This window comes from Ochrobactrum sp. Marseille-Q0166, from assembly GCF_014397025.1.
Taxonomy (GTDB): domain Bacteria; phylum Pseudomonadota; class Alphaproteobacteria; order Rhizobiales; family Rhizobiaceae; genus Brucella.
Map to the genome: position 1 here is coordinate 1185478 of NZ_JACJUO010000002.1, position 20461 is coordinate 1205938.

A 20461-nucleotide genomic window follows, 5' to 3' on the forward strand; every position below is an offset into this window, starting at 1 on the left:
TACATGCGGTAGCACTTGGCTGTCCATTGGTGCATTTCGATGTGCGCTTTTTGCCCTGGAGGGATCATGCTGGAAAAGCTGTTCAAATTGCAGGAACATGGCACGTCGGTGAGAACGGAAGTGATCGCTGGTGTGACCACCTTCCTGACGATGTCTTACATTATCTTCGTCAATCCTGATATTTTGTCCACCACGGGCATGGATCGAAATGCTGTTTTCGTTGCAACCTGTCTTGCGGCAGCATTAGGTTCTATCGTTATGGCACTCGTTGCCAACTGGCCGATCGGTATGGCTCCGGGCATGGGGCTTAATGCGTTTTTCGCTTTCACCGTTGTCGGCGCCATGGGCTTTTCCTGGCAGCAGGCGCTCGGCGCGGTCTTTATTTCCGGCATCATCTTCCTGATTTTAACGGTCACGGGCGTCCGACGCTGGCTGGTTGAGGGCATTCCACAATCGCTACGCAGTGCTATTGCAGCCGGTATCGGTATGTTTTTGGCGCTGATTGGTCTCAAGAATGCAGGGATTGTCGTTGATAATCCAGCGACGTTGGTTGGTCTGGGCGATTTACATGGCGCCGGTCCGCTTCTGGCGATTGCAGGTTTTTTCATCATCGCAGCGCTCGATGCGCTCAAGATTCGCGGTGCAATCCTCATCGGTATTCTTGTTGTCACAATCGCATCGATTTCTCTCGGTATTACTCAGTTTAACGGTGTATTCGATAGACCTCCAAGCCTGATGCCGACATTCATGCAACTCGACATCATGGGGGCACTGCATACAGGTATTTTGCATGTGATCCTCGTATTCGTGCTTGTTGAAGTGTTTGACGCAACCGGCACGCTGATCGGCGTTGCAAAGCGCGGTGGTCTGATTGAACCGGGTAAGCCAAACCGTCTCGGCAAAGCCTTGTTTGCTGACAGCACGGCCATTCTCGGTGGCTCGCTGCTTGGTACGTCTTCGACGACAGCCTATGTGGAAAGTGCATCTGGCGTTCAGGCTGGTGGCCGCACAGGTTTAACCGCACTTGTTGTCGCTGTGCTGTTCCTCGCTGCACTCTTCATTTCGCCGCTGGCGGGCTCTGTGCCTGCCTATGCAACGGCACCGGCGCTTGTTTATGTCGCATGCCTGATGATGCGTGAATTGTCGGAAATCAAGTGGGATGAGATCACGGAAGCAGCTCCGGCGGCTCTTACAGCGTTGTCCATTCCGTTTACCTACTCGATTGCCAATGGCCTGGCTTTTGGCTTCATCAGCTATGTTGTGCTCAAGGCAGTCACCGGAAAGGCGCGCGAGGTGCATCTGGCAACGTGGATCGTAGCGGCACTGTTTGTGATCCGCTTCGCATTCTTCCCAGAATAAAACGAAATGCCGGGGCTATACCCCGGCGTTTTTCTTTCTTGCCTAAGGGAGTTAAGGTCATGAAAACGGACGAATTGACACTGCTCGAAAAACTAATTGAGGTTGTCGAAAAAGACATCATACCCTTGACTGAACAGGGGGTTGCAGAAGGCAACAAGGTTTTTGGTGCAGCTCTGCTGAACAAGTCCGATTTATCTCTGGTGCTGGCCGAAACTAATAATGAGACCGAAAATCCGCTGTGGCACGGAGAGGTCCATACGTTGAAACGCTTCTATGAAATGCCGGAGCAGGGCCGCCCGAATACGAAGGAAATGGTTTTTCTCTCTACTCATGAGCCATGCTCCATGTGCTTGTCCGCGATAACCTGGAGCGGTTTCGATAATTTCTACTATTTGTTCAGCCACGAAGATTCACGCGACGCTTTTTCGATTCCGCATGATCTGAAAATTCTCAAGGAAGTATTCACGCTGGAGCCAGGCGGTTACAACCGCAATAACAGTTTCTGGCACAGTCATTCGATTCCGAACATGGTGGCGTCTTTGCCGGAACCCGACCGCTCAAGATTGGAAAAGCGCCTTGATGCTATTCGCAAAAAATATGACGCGATGTCGGGTACTTATCAATCTTCCAAAGATGGCAATGCTATTCCATTAAGCTAATATGAAGGCCGCTTATCATTTGATATGCGGCCTTTGACTATTAAATTCTGTCGAGCAGGTTGCGCTTCTGCAGGTTATGGATCAGCGCGCGAACACCGAAAGTCCATTCAGCACAATTGTCAGTGCGATCCACCCAGTTGACGAGACGTCCGAGTTTTGGTGTGGAAATCTCCACCTTGTCGCCTATTTCGTGCGTAAAGCCCTGACCAGCACCACGACGATCTTTAACCGGCGCAAACATGGTGCCAAGGAAAAGAACCGCGCCATCCGGATATTGATGGTTACGATTCATCATCTGCCCCGCAAGGTTTTCCGGATCGCGGCTGATCGCCTCCATTGGACTTTCACCAGTCATTTCGAAGCCGTCAGTACCGGTTACTTTCAGCGACAGCTTGAGCTTACGCAAAACATCCATTGTGAAATTGTCGTCAAAGAGGCGGATGAATGGGCCAATAGCGCATGATGCGTTGTTGTCTTTGGCTTTTCCCAGCAGCAGTGCGGAGCGGCCTTCCACGTCACGCAGATTAACGTCGTTGCCTAGCGTCGCACCAACGATGCGACCATCAGCTGCAACAGCGAGCACGACCTCCGGCTCAGGATTGTTCCATTGTGAAATTGGTAGAATGCCGACAGTATCACCACAGCCCATTGAAGACATTGGCTGCGACTTTGTGAAGATTTCTGCATCGGGGCCTATACCAACTTCAAGATACTGTGACCATAGTCCCATTTCCTGAAGCAGTGCCTTGACTTGAGCTGCCTTTTCAGAGCCGGCAGCCACACCACGCAGGCTGTCGCCGATGACGGGTGCGAGACGATTGCGAACTTCGCGCGCCCGACTTGGATCGCCCTTTGCCTGTTCTTCGATCACACGTTCGAGCATACTATCGGCGAAGGTGACACCGGCAGCCTTGATGGATTGGAGATCAACTGGCGCAAGCAATTCACCCTTTTCGCCAGAAAGGTAATCATCAAGCTTACCAAGATCGGCAAAATTTCCCGCATCTTTCAACTCGGCAACCAGATCCTTACGCTCCAACAGGCCTGATACTGTTGCGGATAGGTTTGAAAGATCATGCACATGACCATTCACAACCAGCACAGGGCAGGGGCCATCTTCAGCTTTTGACCAGACGCGCCCAATGAGCACCGCTACATTGATGTCTTCAGGCAAAATTATTGACGCGTTCAAACTATGTTTGTTTTGCACGGATGTTCCTCCCGGCTTGTTTAGTTCAAGATGTGAATAGAGGCCTTTGGCGCTGAGATGCGACGATGCGCAAATCAGATACGGATAAATTTCCGGCTATCCTGACAGCTCACAATCTAACTCCTCCAAAACTATATTGTTGGGTTGTCTGATAACTCTATATTCTATGCTTGAAAACTCTTTTATGCATTTGAGGATGCAATTAGGGCGGGTTGCAGTCTGATTGGATCAGATTGTCGTTTTAAATCATTGTTTTAATGTGCATCTTTATCTGGTCGAAGCGCGACCATAAATCAGTCCTGTGGACTGATTTCCACGCATAGGTCTTTCACCCTTTCCTGAATGCGCTATAGCGTAAGAAAGCGACGGTAAGGACAATGCTTGGACCAGATGAACAGTCCTGAACGATTCCGCCGTGAAACATCATGTTTCTTGTGCTTGACTCGGATCAGAACTCGCGACAAATCAAATGACAAGAATGAAAAGGAGCGGGTCGTGTTCGGTGAAATCAGACGCAATGAACATTTACCGTCGCGTATCGCTACCGAGATAGTTCGGCAGATCACGGAAGGCAGTTTTCTGCCCGGGGAGAAGTTGCCAACCGAACATAGTCTTGCGCAGAGCTTTGGCGTCAGTCGTTCAGTGATCCGCGAAGCTATTGCACAGTTACGAAATGAAGGGCTGATTGAGACCCGGCAAGGCGTCGGTGCATTTGTCACAGAGCCTGACCGTCGTCACGCACTCCGCATTGAACCGGAGACCCTTGCAAACCGCGATCATTTTCAAAGCCTGTTTCAACTCCGAATGGCACTCGAAATTGAGGCTGCTGGCCTTGCCGCTGTCCATCACACCCTAGACGACATGCGCAGGCTGGACGACGCTTTGGCGGAAATGACGGGCAGAGAAAAGTGGACAGATGAAGGTATTGCAGCTGATCTTGCTTTCCACCGCGCACTCGCAACTGCCACCCATAACGAATATTTTCCACTTGTGCTCGGCTTCATAGCGGAGCGCATCTCTCAGGCAATTCGTGCTGCGCGCGCCCGTGCTGTGCTTGAAGAAATTGTTGAAATCACTATCGATGAACATCAGGCGATTCGTGATGCCATTGCGCTGCGTGATCCTCTGCAAGCGCGTGAAGTTATGAAAAATCACATCATGGGAGCTGCCAGCCGCGTTAATCTCCAACTTGAAACATTTTGAGGGCAGTGAATTTGCATATCATCGTGATGGGTGTTTCCGGTTCTGGAAAGTCGACGGTTGGCGAAAAGCTCGCAGAGGCTCTTGCCCTGCCTTTCCTGGAGGGGGATAGCCTTCACCCGCAATCCAATGTCGATAAAATGGCGTCCGGTATTCCTTTGCAGGATGGCGATCGCTGGCCATGGCTTGATAAAATCGGCGAAAGTCTCAGGGCTGCCGGGGAGGGACTGATTGTTTCGTGTTCATCGCTGAAAAAGAGCTATCGGGATCGACTGCGTTCAGCAGTTGGTGGCAAACTGGCTTTCGTGTTTCTCGATGGTAGCTTTGAAGTATTGCATGAACATATGGGACAACGTACTGGTCATTTTATGCCTGTAACAATGCTCGAAAGTCAGCTTGCAACCCTTGAAAGCCCTATTGGTGAGCCATTGGTTTTCCGTGCGGATGTCGCGGATCCAGTTGAACAGATCATTGCGGAAAGTCTCGCCTGGATTCACTCTGTAGAGGCTGAGTTATTGTAAAGGCCAAAAGAACATCAATGCAGGTACTGTCACCAGTGCAATGATGATCGAAAGAGGCAACCCGAGTCTTGGATAATCGCTGAATCTATAGCCACCCGGTCCCATGACGAGTGTATTGCATTGGTGTCCGATAGGGGTGAGAAAATCACAACCAGCGCCAATCGCCACTGCCATCAGAAAGGCCTCCGGTTTAAAGCCAAGACCGGAAGCGAAGCTGGTGGCAATTGGAGCCATGACCAGAACAGTTGCAGCATTGTTGAGAAACGGTGTCACCATCATAGCTGTTATGAGAATGAGTGCGAGTGCACCATATGGCGGTAATTGATGGCCGATGCTTGATAGCCATTGTGCGATGAGTTCGGTGCCGCCTGTTGTCCGCAATGCATCGGAAACGGGAATAAGCGCGGCAAGCATCACCAGAATTGGCCCGTCGATTTCGTCATAGACCTCGTTGATGGGAATGACTTTAAACAGCAGCATGGCCACCGCTGCCGCAAAAAATGCTATAGCCACAGGCACAAGGCTGAAAGCTGTTGCGCCAATCGCGGCGATTAAAATTAAAAGGGGAATGAGTGCCCTCCTGACGCTGCCGAGCATGAGCTTACGACGTGCCAATGGCAGCAGCTCAAACTCTGTCAGGAAACTCGAAAGATTGGCTTGCCTGCCTTGCAGAACGACGACATCGCCAAAGCTGAGACGTACTTCACTCAGTCGTTCTGAAATACGCTGTCCCGGACGGCTGACGGCCAGCAGATTGACTTCATAACGAGCATAAAGATCAAGCTGTTGTGCATTGAGGCCTTCAAGGCGAGAGTTGGTGCCGATAACAGCTTCAACAGTTTCAATTTCTGTTGAGCCACTGGTTTCTGACGGGTTGCGGTTCTTGGAAAGAGTAAGTTTTCCGGAACTTACAACCGTATCGAGTGCTTTCGGATCGCCCTCAAGCAAAACAACATCATTTTCTTTCAGCCTGGTGTCAGGCAAAGGCGTTATGCGACTGTTCCTGCGAACGATGGATGTTACCATCGCTTCGCCTTCGGCAGGCTTGATCAGATCGCTTATCCGCTTGCCAATTACCGATGAATTGGCAGTTACGCTTGCCTCGGAAGCATAGTTTTTGATTTTAATGGCTTCATCCAGCGAAACATTTTCGCGCGTTCGCTGTGGTATGAGCCAATAGAAAGTCACAAGGTAAATCAGACCGACAACGGCTAAAACCGCGCCCACTGGTGTGAAGTCGAACATCGTAAATGGTTCGCCGACCATTTCGCCGCGTATACGTGAAACGACGATGTTTGGTGATGTGCCCACCTGTGTCATCAGGCCGCCAAGCAGTGCGCCAAAAGCCATCGGCATCAGGAAGGTTGAAGGCGATACATTGGAACGGCGCGCAAACTGAAACGCGACAGGGATCATGATTGCAAGAGCGCCAACATTTTTCACGAATGCTGATAAAACCGTCACGATTGCGACGAGAACGGCAAGCTGTATGCGCACATTGTTCAGGTCGGGAAGAAAGCGTTGTACGGCCTCCTGCATGAGGCCCGATCGCGCCACGCCTGCACTCACAATGAGTGCGCTACCAACGATGATAACAATGTCATCGCTGAAGCCGGTAAATGCGTGATCGAACGGAACGACTCCAACGGCGACGGCCAGCAGCAGCGAACACAGGGCTACGATGTCGTAGCGAAACTTACCCCAGATAAATGCCCCCATCATGAGAATAATCACTGCGAAGGACAGTATCTGCTGATGGGTCATGTAATGCGCATTCCTCGAGAATAGAAAAATATTCTATTTTGTGTAGCGCATAAAAAAGAAAACGAAAATGACTAAATCAAGCGAGTTCTCATGTATCGGGCGCTCAAAATCCGAACGCCCGATAATGAAATTAGTTGCTAACGCGGCGGCCATCCGCGCCGAAAATATGGACATCTTTCGCAGATGCACCAATCTTCACAACCTCATCAATTGAATGTTCTGAACGACCCTGAACGCGGAAGATCAGCGGCTTTCCATCAGAGAGTGAACTGTGAATATAACTTTCAGCACCAACAAGCTCGATAGCTTCAATACGGACTTCTGCATTGAAACCGTCGGCTTCCGCTTCGCCATTTTCGATAATGCGAATGTCTTCCGGTCTTACACCGAAGGTGTACTTGTCCGAAGGAAGTATCACGGAATTGCCCGGCTTCCAGACATTTTTCTCGTTACTCTCGAGCAGGTTCATGGATGGTGAACCAATGAAAGTTGCAACGAAAGTCGAGGCAGGCTTTTCGTAAAGCTCGATGGGCGTGCCGACCTGTTCGATATTGCCAGCGTTGAGCACCACAAGACGGTCTGCCATGGTCATGGCCTCCATCTGGTCATGGGTCACGTAAACGCTTGTTGTGCCAAGCGCACGCTGAAGACGCTTGATTTCAACGCGCATCTGTACGCGCAGCTTCGCATCGAGGTTTGATAGAGGCTCATCGAACAGGAACGCAGAGGGTTCACGAACAATCGCACGACCCATCGCGACGCGCTGGCGCTGACCACCCGAAAGCTGGCGTGGCTTGCGATCAAGGAACTGCTCGATTTCAAGCGCTTTTGCAGCTTTGGCAATACGGCGCTCAATTTCGTCCTTTGGTGTTTTGCGGTTTTTCAAGCCATAGGCAAGATTATCGCGCACAGACATATGCGGGTAGAGCGCATAGTTTTGAAACACCATTGCGATGTCACGTTCGGCTGGTTCTACGTCGTTAACAACGCGCTCACCGATGGAAATTGTTCCGGCTGTGATGCCTTCAAGACCTGCAATCATACGCAAAAGGGTAGACTTGCCACAGCCTGACGGGCCGACGAGGACGACGAACTCGCCGTCCTGAATATCCAGCGAAACGCCTTTGATGACTTCAACACCGCCGCCATAGCTCTTGCGGACATTATCAAGAGTGATCTTGCTCATTATTTTTCCGTTTCCACGAGACCTTTGACGAACCAACGCTGCATGAGAACAACAACGAGGATCGGCGGTATGATAGCCAGAATGGCCGTAACCATGACGTAGTTCCACGGTGTGGAAGCATCAGCGAAATCCACCATACGGCGTAGACCGATGATGATCGTGTTCATTTTCGCATCATTGGTGACGAGCAGCGGCCACAAATACTGGGTCCAGCCATAAATGAAGAGAATGACGAAGAGGGCAGCAATATTCGTCTTTGACAGCGGTAGCAGGATGTCGCGCATGAAGCGGAATGGGCCTGCATTGTCGATGCGCGCAGCTTCGACCAATTCACCGGGAATGGTCAGGAAGAACTGGCGGAAGAGGAATGTTGCTGTGGCCGATGCCATAAGCGGCAGTGTGAGGCCTGCATAAGTGTCGATCATACCCAGATCGACAATAACCTTATAGGTCGGCAGAATACGCACTTCGACCGGCAACATCAGCGTGACGAAGATCATCCAAAAGAAGAACATGCGGAACGGAAAGCGGAAAAATACAATCGCGAAAGCCGACATGAAGGAAATGATGATTTTCCCGACAGCAATAAGCATTGCAACCACGAACGAATTCCAAAGAAGCCGCTCAAGGCTCACACCGACCACACGCTCGACGCCGCCGAAAATGGCTTCATTGTAGTTTTCCAGCATATGACCGCCAGGCACTAGCGCGATCGGTGGGCGTATAATCTGTCCTGATGTCATCGTAGAAGCGATGAAAGTATAATAAATCGGAAAGGCAACAACGATAATCCCGATGATAAGGATCAGGTGACCTAACAGATTGGAGACTGGGCGCTTTTCAATCATTTTCGCCTCACTCACGAATAATGTACGCGCTTCTCAACGAAGCGGAACTGGAATGCGGTCAGGGCGATCACGATAATCATCAGAATAACGGACTGCGCCGATGAAGAGCCGAGGTTAAGATTGACGAAGCCGTCGTTATAAACCTTGTAGACCAGAGTTTCGGTTGCTTTGGCAGGGCCGCCACCTGTTACGGAGTGGATGATACCAAAGGTGTCGAAGAACGCGTAAACCGTGTTGACCACCAGCAGAAAGAAAGTGGTTGGTGCCAGAAGCGGGAACACGATCGACCAAAAACGCCGTGCGCCGCGTGCGCCATCTATGGCGGCCGCTTCAATCAGCGATTTCGGGATTGCCTGAAGGCCTGCGACAAAAAACAGAAAATTATAGGAAATCTGCTTCCATGCTGCCGCACCCACAATCATAGCCATGGCCTGATTGCCATTAAGCAGCGGATCCCATGCAAAGCCGGCACTGCGCAACATATAGGCAAGTGTACCCATCGCAGGGTTGAACATGAACAGCCAGAGCATGCCAGCTACGGCCGGTGCCACGGCATAAGGCCAGATCAGAAGTGTTCGATAGAATGTCTTACCCCGAATGACACGGTCGGCAGCGGTTGCAAGCAACAAGGCTGCGCCCATGGCAACGAATGCTGTCAGAAGATTGAAAACAATCGTCACCTGCACGGAATGCAGATAGTTCGGATCCGATAGCACATTGGTAAAGTTCGCCAACCCGACAAAGGTGGACTTCAGCCCAAAAGCGTCTTCACGCATGAAGGACTGATAAATTGCCTGACTTGCTGGCCAGAAGAAGAAAATCACAGTCAATATGATCTGTGGGGCCAGCAGAAAGTAGGGTAAGATCTTGTTTGGAAACGTGACACTTTGCACCGGAATTTCCTTACGATAGCAATGCCGCCAAACCCGTTTTGGGAAGGCGGCACACTTTAGTTCATCAAATTATTGTGCTGCAGCAATAGCTTCGTTGGCGCGTTTTACAGCGTTGTCGAGAGCAGTCTTTGCATCCTGCTTGCCTCCGAGCATCGCTTCATACTCTTCATTGAGAATGTCACGAACCTGCGGCAGATTGACGAGGCGCACACCCTTCGAATTTTCTGTGGGGGCTTTGCCCATCATCTGAAGGATTGGCGTCTCACGGCCCGGATTCTTTTCATAGAAGTCCGAGTTCTTCGTTGCTTCATAAGCGGCCATTGTCACAGGAAGATAGCCGGACTTTTCATGCAGCTTCTGCTGAATATTGGTCTGCGAGAGGAAGTTGAAGAACTGTGCGATGCCCTTGTATTGATCGTCGCTGAGGCCAGCAAAGACCCAGAGGCTTGCTCCACCTGGAATCGTGTTCTGTGGGCCATGCCCCTCATAATAGGGCAACTGGCCGATGCCGTAATTCATCCCAGATTTCACCACGTCGCCAAGGCCACCGGAGGATTCGGTTAACATTGCGCATTCGCCAGACGTAAAGAGCTGCTTGGCTTCAGATGTACGACCGCCATAGCGGAAGGTTCCATCTTTGGCGAGGTCGGCAATTGCCTGAAAGTGTTCAACGAAGAGCGGCTCATTGATTTTGAGTTCAACGTTGGTGCCGCCAAGACCATTTTCATTGGTGCCAAAGGAAACATTGTTCCAGGCAGAGAAGTTTTCAGTCTGAATCCATGTCAGCCATGTCGTAGTAAAACCACATGGCGAAGCGCCACTTGCCTTGATTTTCTTGGCTGCTTCAAAAACTTCCGGCCAGGTCTTTGGTGGATTGTTCTCGTCGAGGCCAGCTTTCTTGAAAGTATCTTTATTATAATAAAGGATCGGCGAAGACGAGTTGTATGGGAACGACAACATGGTGCCGTCTGGCTTCGAGTAGTAAGCGACAATACCTGGCAAATATTGAGACTTGTCGAATTTATAACCACCTTTTTCAAGTACGTCCGCAGCAGGAACAATTGCTCCTTCAGCCGCCATCATGACACCGCTGCCGGCATCGAAAACCTGAATGATTGCAGGTGGCTGCTTGGAACGGAAAGCGGCAATGCCAGCATTCAACGTTTCTGGGTAGCTGCCTTTATAGACCGGAACGATTTTATATTCGCTTTGACTTTCATTGAACTCTTTTGACAGCTCATTGACCATCTCGTTATTGGCACCGGCCATGCCGTGCCACCAAGACAACTCAGTCTGAGCGAAAGCCTGTGAACCAACAGTAAGGGCGAGGGCGCCGGTCAGCGCGGAAGTCGTGATCAGACGGGTAAGCATATTTCCTCCTCGGAAATGAGGTTTCGTGAAGTTCAAGAATGGACTCGATCCAATCTCATGCTCCGATACCTGCATTATGGTTATTACACTTATATGACTGCTATTTCGCTATAGGGCAACTTTTCTCTCCCTAAATAGAATAAAACCGAAAATGTTAATTGGTGAAAGGAAAAAAAACGAAAAAGAATCGATAATTATGTGTAGAAGATGTGGATAGTGTTCCGATCAGTCGTTCCATAGGTTCAGCATAGTGATTTTTGATCGCAGCTGACCACTTTGCATATTATTAATATGAAATATTCATTTCATTAAAAAAATGAGCAAACTCATGGCCTTGCGCTGCCATTCGAATCCCAATTTAAGTGAGTTGTCTTAAAAGCTGTTGATATGAATTTTTTAGGCAGTTTTGATCGCACGCTACTATTTTGAACGTAGGCAAAGCATTGCCAAAATATCTTACGGAGTTTTTATGCCCATCCATATCGACTGGAATGCAGCGTCTCTGTCTGCAAAGCTTCATTCCAGAAAGTGGGCCAAAGATGAACCCGGTGGTGTCATCATCGGTTTTGATTTGGGCGGTGTGAAGTTTGCCTATGCGGGAGGGCTTGAGAGCCTTTCTACGGGCATACCATTTACGGCAAATACGGTCGTTCGCTACGCTTCCATCACCAAGCATATTTTCTGCGCAATGCTTTTGCGTCATTCTGATGTGATTGCTCTTGGTGATCGTCTCGGTGAACACCTCCCGGAATTGCAGATGCCGTTAGCGGATGTAACCATCGCCGCTGCGCTGGATATGACAGGTGGTTTACCAGATGTACGTGAGTGCCTGACTTTATTGGGCCTGTCGGTTTACTCTCATACAAATTCCGAAAGCCTAATCGAGTTTCTTTCGACTTTGACGCGTCTCAATTTTTCTGCGGGGACTGAGATCTCCTATTCCAATACGGGTTATCGACTGGTTGAAGAGGCACTTAACCGTAAAGGCATATTTTTAAAAGATTTTGTACGTTCAGCGATAAGCCAGCCGCTCGATATAGGTATGGATGTTCCAGATATGTGGGCAGATCCTGTCAAAGGACTCGCGCCCGGTTATTGGAAAAACGGAGATAAATGGCAGGAAAGCTCGGCAGGCCTTCATCTTTCTGCATCTGGGAGCCTTGCTGGCAGCGGCATGGCGCTTACGAAATGGGCGCAGGCACTTCTTGCCGGTGGGGAGGGCTTCCGTGGATTGCTGTCGGAGCTGTCGGCGGAACATTTTCTAAGCGATGGTCGTGCGACAGGCTATGGGTTCGGCCTGCGCTGGAACGAAGTGGACGGGAAACGTCTTGTCGGCCATGGTGGATCGCATCCCGGATATAAAAGCTATTTCCTTCTCGACCCTGCTGACAAGACGGGCATAATCGTAGTTTCAAACCGCGAAGATGCAGATACATATAAGATCGCCCGTGACTGCATGGCCGCGCTCAATGGACTTTCGCTTCCTGCTGCGACCGACTCCATCCCGGATGGATTATATGTCGCTGATGATGGCCCGTTCTGGCTTGAGGTATGCGACGGTGTTGCCAATTATCTGGGTGCAGAAGATCGGCTCTATGATATTGGAGAAGGCTGGGCTTCTTCATTGTCGCCATCTTCACCAATGAGGTTGCGGTGGAACGGTGAGGTGCTTCAAGGCGAGATCGGCCATGCGCAGCGCGAATTGTATCCAGTTCAAGCGAGGCCAGTCGATAACGAGTTTGACGGTCATTGGATCGCTCCACTGTATGGTGCGTCGTTCACTATCGACAATGGTCACATTATTATGGGTATCGGTCCCGCGCGTCAGGTGATGCCACTCGAAGATCTTGGCAATGGCAGAGCTTTATTCACGTTGCGGGATGGCCCATGGAACAAACGCATTTGCGTCCATCTGCTTGGCGGCAATAGACTTGAATTGGTACTCAACCGCAGCCGTATGATTGAATATCAGCGTTGAAACCGCTTCATTATGTTATTTTCGGGAAATTGATTCCGAAAATGATTTGAATGGAGTGAGCCGATGCTTGAACAGATGATCGATCAGGGTGCCGGTCGTGAGCCCGCCGATATCGTGTTGAAAGGTGGCCGCTTTTTCGATCTCGTAACCGGCGAACTGGTTGAAAGCGACATAGCGATCAGCGGTGATCGTATTGTGGGAACATTCGGTACCTATCAGGGAAAACAGGAAATCGATATTTCCGGTCGCATTGTCGTGCCGGGTTTCATCGACACGCATCTCCATATTGAATCGTCGAATGTGACGCCACATGAATTTGACCGGTGCGTGCTGCCACAGGGCGTTACCACAGTTATTTGTGATCCCCACGAGATAGCTAATGTTCTTGGCGTAGAAGGTCTGCAATATTTCCTCGATAGTTCGCTGGAGACGATCATGGATATCCGGGTGCAGCTTTCAAGCTGTGTGCCTGCTACCCATATGGAAACATCCGGTGCCGAACTGCTGATCGATGATCTGCTGCCTTTTGCCGACCATCCGAAGGTCATCGGTCTCGCCGAGTTCATGAATTTTCCCGGTGTTCTTTCAAAAGACCCTGAATGCATGGCAAAGCTTAAAGCCTTTCAGGGGCGACATATTGATGGTCACGCACCGCTTCTGCGTGGACTGGATCTGAATGGCTATATTGCAGCTGGTATTCGCACCGAGCATGAAGCGACCAGTGCCGAAGAAGCGCTGGAAAAGATGCGTAAAGGTATGCATGTGTTGGTGCGTGAGGGCTCCGTATCCAAAGACCTGCATGCCTTGATGCCGATTATCACTGAGCGTCACTCGCAATTTCTGGCGCTTTGCACCGATGATCGCAATCCACTCGATATCGCCGATCAAGGGCATCTCGATTATCTCATCCGCACGGCGATCGCAGGTGGTGTTGAACCGCTTGCTATTTATCGCGCGGCAAGTGTTTCGGCAGCGCGCGCTTTCGGGCTGTTTGATCGCGGTCTGGTTGCGCCGGGACAGCGCGCCGATCTCGTGGTCGTCGACAGTCTTGAAGGTTGCAATGCTGAAATCGTTCTGTCTGCGGGCAGGGTGGTTTCGGAAGAACTTTTCTCAACGCGTGGATCAGTTGCGGAAGTCGGGCGCAACAGCGTGAAAGCGCCCACTGTCAGTGCATCAAGCTTCAGATCACAATCCAACAGCGGCAAAACCCGTGCAATTGGCATTGTTCCGGGAAAGATCATCACGGAAAGCTTGGAGTATGATCTTAAAGTTGGTCCGCATGGCGTGGAACCCGATCTTGAGCGCGATGTGGTCAAAATCGCAGTCGTCGAGCGACATGGCAAGAATGGCAATATTGCCACTGGATTCGTACATGGTTTTGGCCTGAAAGCCGGAGCCATTGCGTCAACTGTCAGCCATGACAGCCACAATATCTGCGTTGTTGGCACTTCCGATGAAGATATTGCAGCAGCCGCCAACCGCTTAGGCGAAATGGAAGGTGGATTTGTCGTGGTGCGCGATGGAAAAGTGCTCGCAGAAATGCCTCTTCCTATTGCAGGACTGATGAGCGTTGAACCTTATGAAACCGTGCGCGAACAACTCCGCGCACTTCGCCATGCCGCCGAGGAGCTCGGTTCTGTGCTAGAAGAGCCGTTTCTCCAATTGGCTTTTGTTGCCTTGCCAGTGATCCCGCATTTGAAGATCACAGATCGCGGACTTGTCGATGTCGACAAGTTCGAATTTGTGGGCAATTGAACAGACTGACTATAGCGTCATAATTGCATTAATCTGATTTGCTAACGCACTGGCATAAATCGGATTTTGACCATGCAATTTTTGAACACCTTTGATCTTTATCCATTCCTCGACACGGCGGTGAGCTTCACCGCCGCGTTCATCTTTGGCACGATGATCGGTGCCGAACGTCAATATCGCCAGAGAACTGCGGGATTGCGTACCAACGCGCTTGTTGCGCTGGGGGCAGCTGCATTCGTTGACCTAGCTGCGCGTCTTGCAGGTAGTGCCGAAGCGTTGCGTGTTATCGCTTATGTCGTTTCTGGCGTCGGGTTTCTGGGCGCTGGCGTCATAATGAAAGAGGGCATGAACGTCCGTGGGCTGAACACAGCTGCGACGCTCTGGTGCTCAGCAGCCGTTGGTGCCTGCGCAGGAACAGACATGCTGGCGGAAGCAGCGCTTCTAACCCTATACGTTTTGCTGGGAAATACGTTATTGCGACCGCTCGTTAATCTCATCAACCGCATTCCAATTGATGAGCAGGCGTTGGAGCAGACCTATGAGGTGCGCGTGATTGCCTCTCATCAGGCCATGGAAGAAATGCGCGAATTGCTAGTCGAGAAGCTCGACGAGGCGAAATATCCCGTCGGCAATGTGGAGATTTCTGATCGTAATGCTGAGACGGTTGAAATTCTCGCAACCCTTGTGAGTACGTCGATTGACCCGGAAGAAATCGAAGCCGTCACGCTTTTCATGGAAAAGCACCCGGGCGTGTTTTATGCAGGCTGGGAAGGCAGTTCGAAGGATTGATTATCGATCAATCCGCGTCGACAAAATGATAGACGACATGGTGCGTTCGACGCCTTCTAGCGCACCAATTTTGTCGAGGATAATATCCAGTTCCTGAATTGAAGGCGCTTCGACGACCACGATCATATCGAAATGACCGCTGACCGAGTGCAGCGTTCGCACAGCCATGATGCCGCGAAGTGCTGATTCAACCTTTGGGGCAAACTTTGGCAGTGCCGTAACCAGCACATGCGCACGCACAAGATCACGCTCGAATTCCGGAGCGATTCGAACGGTATAACCTTCGATTACACGGCGCTTTTCCAGCTTTTCCAGCCTGCTTTGTACGGTTGTACGCGACACGCCAAGCCTTCTTGCAAGGTCAGCAGTTGAGGCGCGAGCATTTTCGCGTAGCAGGGCAATAAGGGTAAGATCGGCATTTGTCGTCATAATGCATATTAGATACGTTAAATTGCACAAACAAACAACGTGAAATCGTCAGTTTAAATGCTTCTTTTCGCCGAAATTTGTGAAATTCTTTGTATATTGAAATTGCAATACCCAAACAGAATTATAGGGGAAAAGACATGAAAGAGATCGTTGTTGTAGGCGCGGGCAAAATTGGCGCGACCATTGCCGATCTTCTGGCTTCGACGGGTGACTACGCTGTGACGGTTGTTGACCGTTCGCAGGCACAGCTCGACGCGCTGGACACTGGTGCGGAAGTCAAGACGCAGGCTCTCGATATTGCAGATGCGAAGGCCCTTGAAGCTGTTTTGACCGGCAAGTTTGCAGTTCTGAGTGCTGCTCCATTCCAGCTCACCACACTGATCGCAGAAGCAGCAGCCAAGACTGGCGTGCATTACCTTGACTTGACCGAAGACGTTGCCAGCACCAAGCGCGTTATGGAACTTGCAAAGGATGCTAACACTGCATTCATCCCACAGTGTGGTCTGGCTCCGGGCTTCATTTCGATCGTTGCCTATGACCTTGCGAAGCGCTTTGATACGCTAGAAAACGTGCGTATGCGCGTTGGCGCTCTGCCAGAATTCCCATCGAATGCGCTCAACTATAATCTGACCTGGAGCACAGATGGTCTTATCAATGAATATATCGAACCATGCGAAGCCATTGTAAACGGCAAGCTGACGAAGGTTCCAGCTCTTGAAGAGCGTGAAGAATTCTCGCTTGATGGCGTGACCTATGAAGCATTCAATACGTCGGGCGGTCTCGGTACGCTCTGCGATACACTTGAAGGTAAGGTTCGCACACTTAACTACCGCACAATCCGTTATCCGGGCCATGTTGCTCTGATGAAGGCGCTGTTGAACGACCTCGGCCTGCGTCATCGCCGTGAAGTGCTGAAAGACATTTTTGAAAATGCGCTGCCAAGCACTCTTCAGGACGTTATCGTCATTTTCGTAACTGTTTCGGGCACCAAAAATGGTCGTCTGGTTCAGGAAACCTATGCGAACAAGGTTTATGCCAATCAGGTTGGCAAGATCGTTCGTTCGGGCATCCAGATCACGACAGCGTCTGCAATTTGCGCCGTGCTCGATATGCTTGCCAAAGGTGAAATTGCACAGAAGGGTTTTGTTCGTCAGGAAGACATCACGCTTGATGCATTCCTCGCAAACCGCTTCGGCAAGGCCTATGCACAAGACGATCATTCGACGCGTCTCGTTGCCTGAAAGCACCTTTAAGGCCATATCAGACCCGTTGCGCTCAATGCGCAGCGGGTTGTTTGCGTTCTGATATGACCAAAGTTGCGATTGAATTGGTTCGGCTTTGCGGGCAATCCGAACTGAGGACTTCATAAAAAGCCCGTGTCTAACAAGAGGAATAGGGAAGCGATGTTTAAAACAATTTTGCTGGCCGGTCTGGCCTCTGTCGCCCTCGCCATGCCTTCGCAGGCGAAGGAATGGAAAGAAATCCGTATCGCCAGTGAAGGTGCCTATCCACCCTTTAACTATATGTCGCCCGACGGTAAGTTGGTGGGATTTGATCTCGATATCGCCAATGCACTTTGTGATGCAATGGAAGCCAAGTGCACAATCGTTGCCAATGATTGGGATGGAATGATCCCCGGCCTTCAGGCAAACAAGTTCGATGCGGTGATTGCTTCGATGGCCATTACGCCAGAGCGTGAAAAGCAGGTTGCGTTCTCCGAGCGCTATTATACAACGCCGCTCGCAGTTGTTGTACCCAAGGACAGCGATATCACTTCGCTCGAACCTTCTGCATTCGATGGCAAAACCGTAGGTGCGCAAGCTGGTACAACGCAGGGTAACTATGCCGATGACGTTTATGGCAAGGCCGGCGCGGATGTGAAGCTTTACCCAACGGCTGATGAAGCCAATGCTGATCTTGAAAATGGCCGTATTGACGCAATTGCAGCTGACAAGTTTCTTGCCGCAGATTGGCTGAAAAAGCAGGGAGCTGATTGCTGCAAGTTCCTGGGCGATATTCCGGGTTCGGAAACGAAGATTTCTGTGGCTCTGCGTCAGGGCGACGATGATCTGCGCGAGCAATTCAATGCGGCCATCAAAAAAATTCGTGAAGACGGCACTTACGAAACAATTCGCAAGAAGTATTTCGACTTCGATATCTATTGATAGAATTTATGAGCGTCGCCAAATGTTTAACTTGAAACTGGCGACGCTCGGTGCTTCATTGAGAACATAATATTGTGGGCGAGAAACCTGCAAAGCAGAACTATAACAATGTTCAAGGGGAATATTATGTTGAAATCAATCCTGTTCGCAGGTGTGGCCTCCATTATCGCTGCACTTCCAGCGCAAGCTAAAGAATGGAAGGAAATCAAGATCGCCACGGAAGGCGCTTATCCGCCATTCAATTTTGTTGCAGCTGATGGCTCTTTGCAGGGGCTTGATGTCGATATCGCCAATGCGCTTTGCAAGGCGATGGACGCTAAGTGCACCATCGTTGCCAATGATTGGGACGGCATGATTCCCGGTCTTCAAACCAACAAGTTTGATGCCGTTATCGCGTCGATGAGCGTGACGGAAGAGCGCAAGAAGCAGGTATCTTTCACTGACAAATATTATTCCACACCGTTGTCAGTTGCTGTTCCTAAAGACAGTCCGATCACGTCACTTGATGCAGAAGCGTTCAAAGGCAAGTCGGTGGGTGCGCAGGGATCCACCACGCAGGGCACGTATGCGGAAGATGTCTACGGTAAAGCCGGAGCAGACGTCAAACTTTACCCGACAGCTGATGAAGCCAATGCCGATCTTAAAAGCGGGCGTCTTGATGCGGTCGTATCCGATAAATTCCCGATTTCGGACTGGATCAAGGCTGATGGGGCTGATTGCTGCAAGTTGATAGGCGATGTGCCCGGCACACAAACCGACACAGCAATTGCTGTGCGTCAGGGTGACAATGATCTGCGCGAACAGTTTAATGTCGCCATTAAGAAAATCCGTGATGACGGAACTTATGAGACAATCGTCAAGAAATATTTCGACTTCGATATTTACTGATTCAATATAAGTTGTTTGTAAAAGTTTGCTCACTTTGATGTATGAATGCGCGCATCGACAATATTGTCGATGCGCGCTTTTATTTCATGAAATGGGTTGGGGATACCATGCAGCAGCAAGATGTCATCGTTCTGGGCGCGGGTATTGTCGGGGTTTCAGCCGCGCTTCACTTGCAGGCACGAGGCCGATCGGTAACGCTTGTTGATCGCGGCGAACCGGGACAGGGTACAAGTTTTGGAAATGCCGGTCTTATCGAGCGTTCAAGTGTTATTCCCTATTCGTTCCCACAAGGCTTTTGGACTTTGCTGCGCTATGGTTTAAACCGGCGTTCTGATGTGCGCTATGATCCATTCTATGTTCCACGTATCGCCCGCTGGCTGTTTCAGTATTGGCGAGAATCTTCACCGGAACGCCTGAAAATCGCCACCGACGCCATGTTGCCTCTCGTGCAAGCGAGTGTAAGCGAGCATGATGCTCTGATCGAACAAGCAGGTTGTCAGCGCCTGGTTCGTTCGCAAGGGTGGATCGAAGTTTTCCGCAGTGAAACGGCTTTTCAGGCTGCTGTTCAGCGCCTGCCGCAGTTACAACGCTTTAATCTGGCCTATGATGTTTTGGCTTCACAAGCGCTGAGAGTGCGCGAAGCAACGCTGGGTGAGGTTGCAGGTGGTATCCATTGGCTCGACCCAAAAACTATTGTCAATCCCGGTGGTCTGGTTCAGGCTTATGCGGATTTGTTTCGATCAAATGGCGGCCGATTTGTTAATGGTGATGCAGCAACGCTTTGCGAAAGCACAAATGGCTGGCAGGTTATCACCAGGGATGGCCCAACTTTCGCACGTGAAGTTGTTGTGGCACTTGGCCCGCAGTCGGGGCTGATTTTTAAAAAATTTGGCTATCAAATTCCGCTTGGTATTAAGCGTGGCCATCATATGCATTTTGAAATGCAGGATGGTAAGCGCATTGGTCACACAGTTGTTGACGAAGAAGCAGGTTATGTCCTCGCGCCGATGGTGCAGGGGGTTCGCCTTTCGACCGGTATCGAGTTTGCATCACCGGATGCTCCAGCCAATTTCATTCAGTTGAAGCGTGCTGAAAAAGTGGCGCGACGCCTTCTGCCGCAATTGGGTCTGCCAATTGAAACCAAACCATGGCTTGGCCTGCGCCCGTGCCTGCCGGATATGCGGCCGGTTATTGGACCCGCGCCGCGCCATAAGGGACTATGGTTTGATTTCGGTCATGCGCATCATGGTCTTACAATTGGTCCGGCAAGCGGCCGGTTACTCGCCGAGATGATGACAGGTCAAAACACATTTACCGATCCAGCGCCTTATTCGGCAAATCGATTTCTCTAATAGGCTTCGATTTTCGGCGGGTGGTCTTGTCATTTGCGGTGAAGCGGGGTTATCAATTAATCCCTTTCACATCCGCGTTCAGCGGCAAATCAAT

At 50.5% G+C, this 20461-nt stretch carries 18 protein-coding genes; 11 read left to right on the top strand and 7 right to left on the bottom strand.

Translation table 11 applies throughout. From position 1 onward, the window contains the following. The first annotated feature begins 66 nt into the window (after window positions 1-66). Both H5024_RS16755 and H5024_RS16760 read left to right on the top strand, forming a co-directional pair. On the top strand, window positions 67-1359 hold the full coding sequence (locus H5024_RS16755) for an NCS2 family permease (RefSeq protein WP_187548247.1): 1293 nt from the start codon (window positions 67-69) through the stop codon (window positions 1357-1359). Between the two features lie 59 nt (window positions 1360-1418). After that, complete coding sequence (locus tag H5024_RS16760; protein ID WP_187548670.1) at window positions 1419-2018, top strand: nucleoside deaminase; 600 nt, start codon at window positions 1419-1421, stop codon at window positions 2016-2018. Between the two features lie 40 nt (window positions 2019-2058). Here the strand turns inward: H5024_RS16760 and H5024_RS16765 are convergent, their stop codons facing one another. Then, on the bottom strand, window positions 2059-3228 hold the full coding sequence (locus H5024_RS16765; protein ID WP_187548248.1) for a fumarylacetoacetate hydrolase family protein: 1170 nt from the start codon (window positions 3226-3228) through the stop codon (window positions 2059-2061). Between the two features lie 495 nt (window positions 3229-3723). On the opposite strand from H5024_RS16765, the gene H5024_RS16770 reads away from it, so the two are divergent. Continuing rightward, a complete protein-coding gene (locus tag H5024_RS16770) occupies window positions 3724-4431 on the top strand; it encodes a FadR/GntR family transcriptional regulator (RefSeq protein ID WP_348770708.1) in 708 nt (235 codons plus the stop codon). A gap of 26 nt (window positions 4432-4457) precedes the next feature. Then, window positions 4458-4949, top strand: a complete 492-nt coding sequence (locus H5024_RS16775) for a gluconokinase (protein ID WP_187548672.1) — start codon at window positions 4458-4460, stop codon at window positions 4947-4949. Here the strand turns inward: H5024_RS16775 and H5024_RS16780 are convergent. From H5024_RS16780 to ugpB, 5 genes are all read right to left on the bottom strand, one after another. Continuing rightward, complete coding sequence (locus tag H5024_RS16780; protein ID WP_187548249.1) at window positions 4941-6713, bottom strand: SLC13 family permease; 1773 nt, start codon at window positions 6711-6713, stop codon at window positions 4941-4943. The two genes, H5024_RS16775 and H5024_RS16780, sit on opposite strands and share 9 nt — an antisense overlap. Window positions 6714-6843: 130 nt before the next feature. After that, window positions 6844-7899: a sn-glycerol-3-phosphate import ATP-binding protein UgpC gene (locus H5024_RS16785; RefSeq protein ID WP_187548250.1), complete on the bottom strand. Its 1056-nt coding sequence runs from the start codon at window positions 7897-7899 to the stop codon at window positions 6844-6846. Further along, a complete protein-coding gene (gene ugpE, locus H5024_RS16790; RefSeq protein ID WP_187548251.1) occupies window positions 7899-8747 on the bottom strand; it encodes a sn-glycerol-3-phosphate ABC transporter permease UgpE in 849 nt (282 codons plus the stop codon). Before ugpE ends, H5024_RS16785 begins: the two co-directional genes overlap by 1 nt. An 11-nt stretch (window positions 8748-8758) precedes the next feature. After that, window positions 8759-9640: a sn-glycerol-3-phosphate ABC transporter permease UgpA gene (gene ugpA / locus H5024_RS16795; RefSeq protein ID WP_187548252.1), complete on the bottom strand. Its 882-nt coding sequence runs from the start codon at window positions 9638-9640 to the stop codon at window positions 8759-8761. Between the two features lie 69 nt (window positions 9641-9709). After that, window positions 9710-11011 (bottom strand): sn-glycerol-3-phosphate ABC transporter substrate-binding protein UgpB, encoded by a 1302-nt coding sequence (gene ugpB, locus H5024_RS16800; protein ID WP_187548253.1) that lies wholly within the window; start codon window positions 11009-11011, stop codon window positions 9710-9712. Window positions 11012-11480: 469 nt separating this feature from the next. Between ugpB and H5024_RS16805 the strand changes: the two genes are divergently transcribed. The 3 genes from H5024_RS16805 (at window position 11481) to H5024_RS16815 (ending at window position 15533) form a co-directional block, all read left to right on the top strand. Then, entirely contained in the window at window positions 11481-12989 is a 1509-nt protein-coding gene (locus H5024_RS16805; RefSeq protein ID WP_187548254.1) for a serine hydrolase domain-containing protein, read from the top strand. A gap of 63 nt (window positions 12990-13052) precedes the next feature. After that, the gene (ade, locus tag H5024_RS16810) at window positions 13053-14744 is read left to right on the top strand and encodes an adenine deaminase (protein WP_187548255.1); all 1692 of its coding nucleotides are present in this window, start codon (window positions 13053-13055) and stop codon (window positions 14742-14744) included. Between the two features lie 72 nt (window positions 14745-14816). Continuing rightward, window positions 14817-15533 carry an MgtC/SapB family protein gene (locus H5024_RS16815; protein ID WP_187548256.1) on the top strand — a complete coding sequence of 239 codons (717 nt, stop codon included), beginning with the start codon at window positions 14817-14819 and terminating at the stop codon, window positions 15531-15533. On the opposite strand, the gene H5024_RS16820 is transcribed toward H5024_RS16815, so the two are convergent. Then, window positions 15534-15962: an Lrp/AsnC family transcriptional regulator gene (locus H5024_RS16820; protein WP_187548257.1), complete on the bottom strand. Its 429-nt coding sequence runs from the start codon at window positions 15960-15962 to the stop codon at window positions 15534-15536. It lies immediately after the preceding gene. A 137-nt stretch (window positions 15963-16099) separates the two neighbouring features. Between H5024_RS16820 and H5024_RS16825 the strand changes: the two genes are divergently transcribed. The 4 genes from H5024_RS16825 (at window position 16100) to H5024_RS16840 (ending at window position 20367) form a co-directional block, all read left to right on the top strand. Next, entirely contained in the window at window positions 16100-17203 is a 1104-nt protein-coding gene (locus H5024_RS16825) for a saccharopine dehydrogenase family protein (protein WP_187548258.1), read from the top strand. 162 nt (window positions 17204-17365) lie between these two features. Then, window positions 17366-18127 (top strand): ABC transporter substrate-binding protein, encoded by a 762-nt coding sequence (locus H5024_RS16830; RefSeq protein WP_187548259.1) that lies wholly within the window; start codon window positions 17366-17368, stop codon window positions 18125-18127. 126 nt (window positions 18128-18253) lie between these two features. Next, the gene (locus H5024_RS16835) at window positions 18254-19015 is read left to right on the top strand and encodes an ABC transporter substrate-binding protein (protein WP_187548260.1); all 762 of its coding nucleotides are present in this window, start codon (window positions 18254-18256) and stop codon (window positions 19013-19015) included. A gap of 107 nt (window positions 19016-19122) precedes the next feature. Further along, a complete protein-coding gene (locus H5024_RS16840) occupies window positions 19123-20367 on the top strand; it encodes an FAD-dependent oxidoreductase (RefSeq protein ID WP_187548261.1) in 1245 nt (414 codons plus the stop codon). Window positions 20368-20461 lie beyond the last annotated feature (94 nt).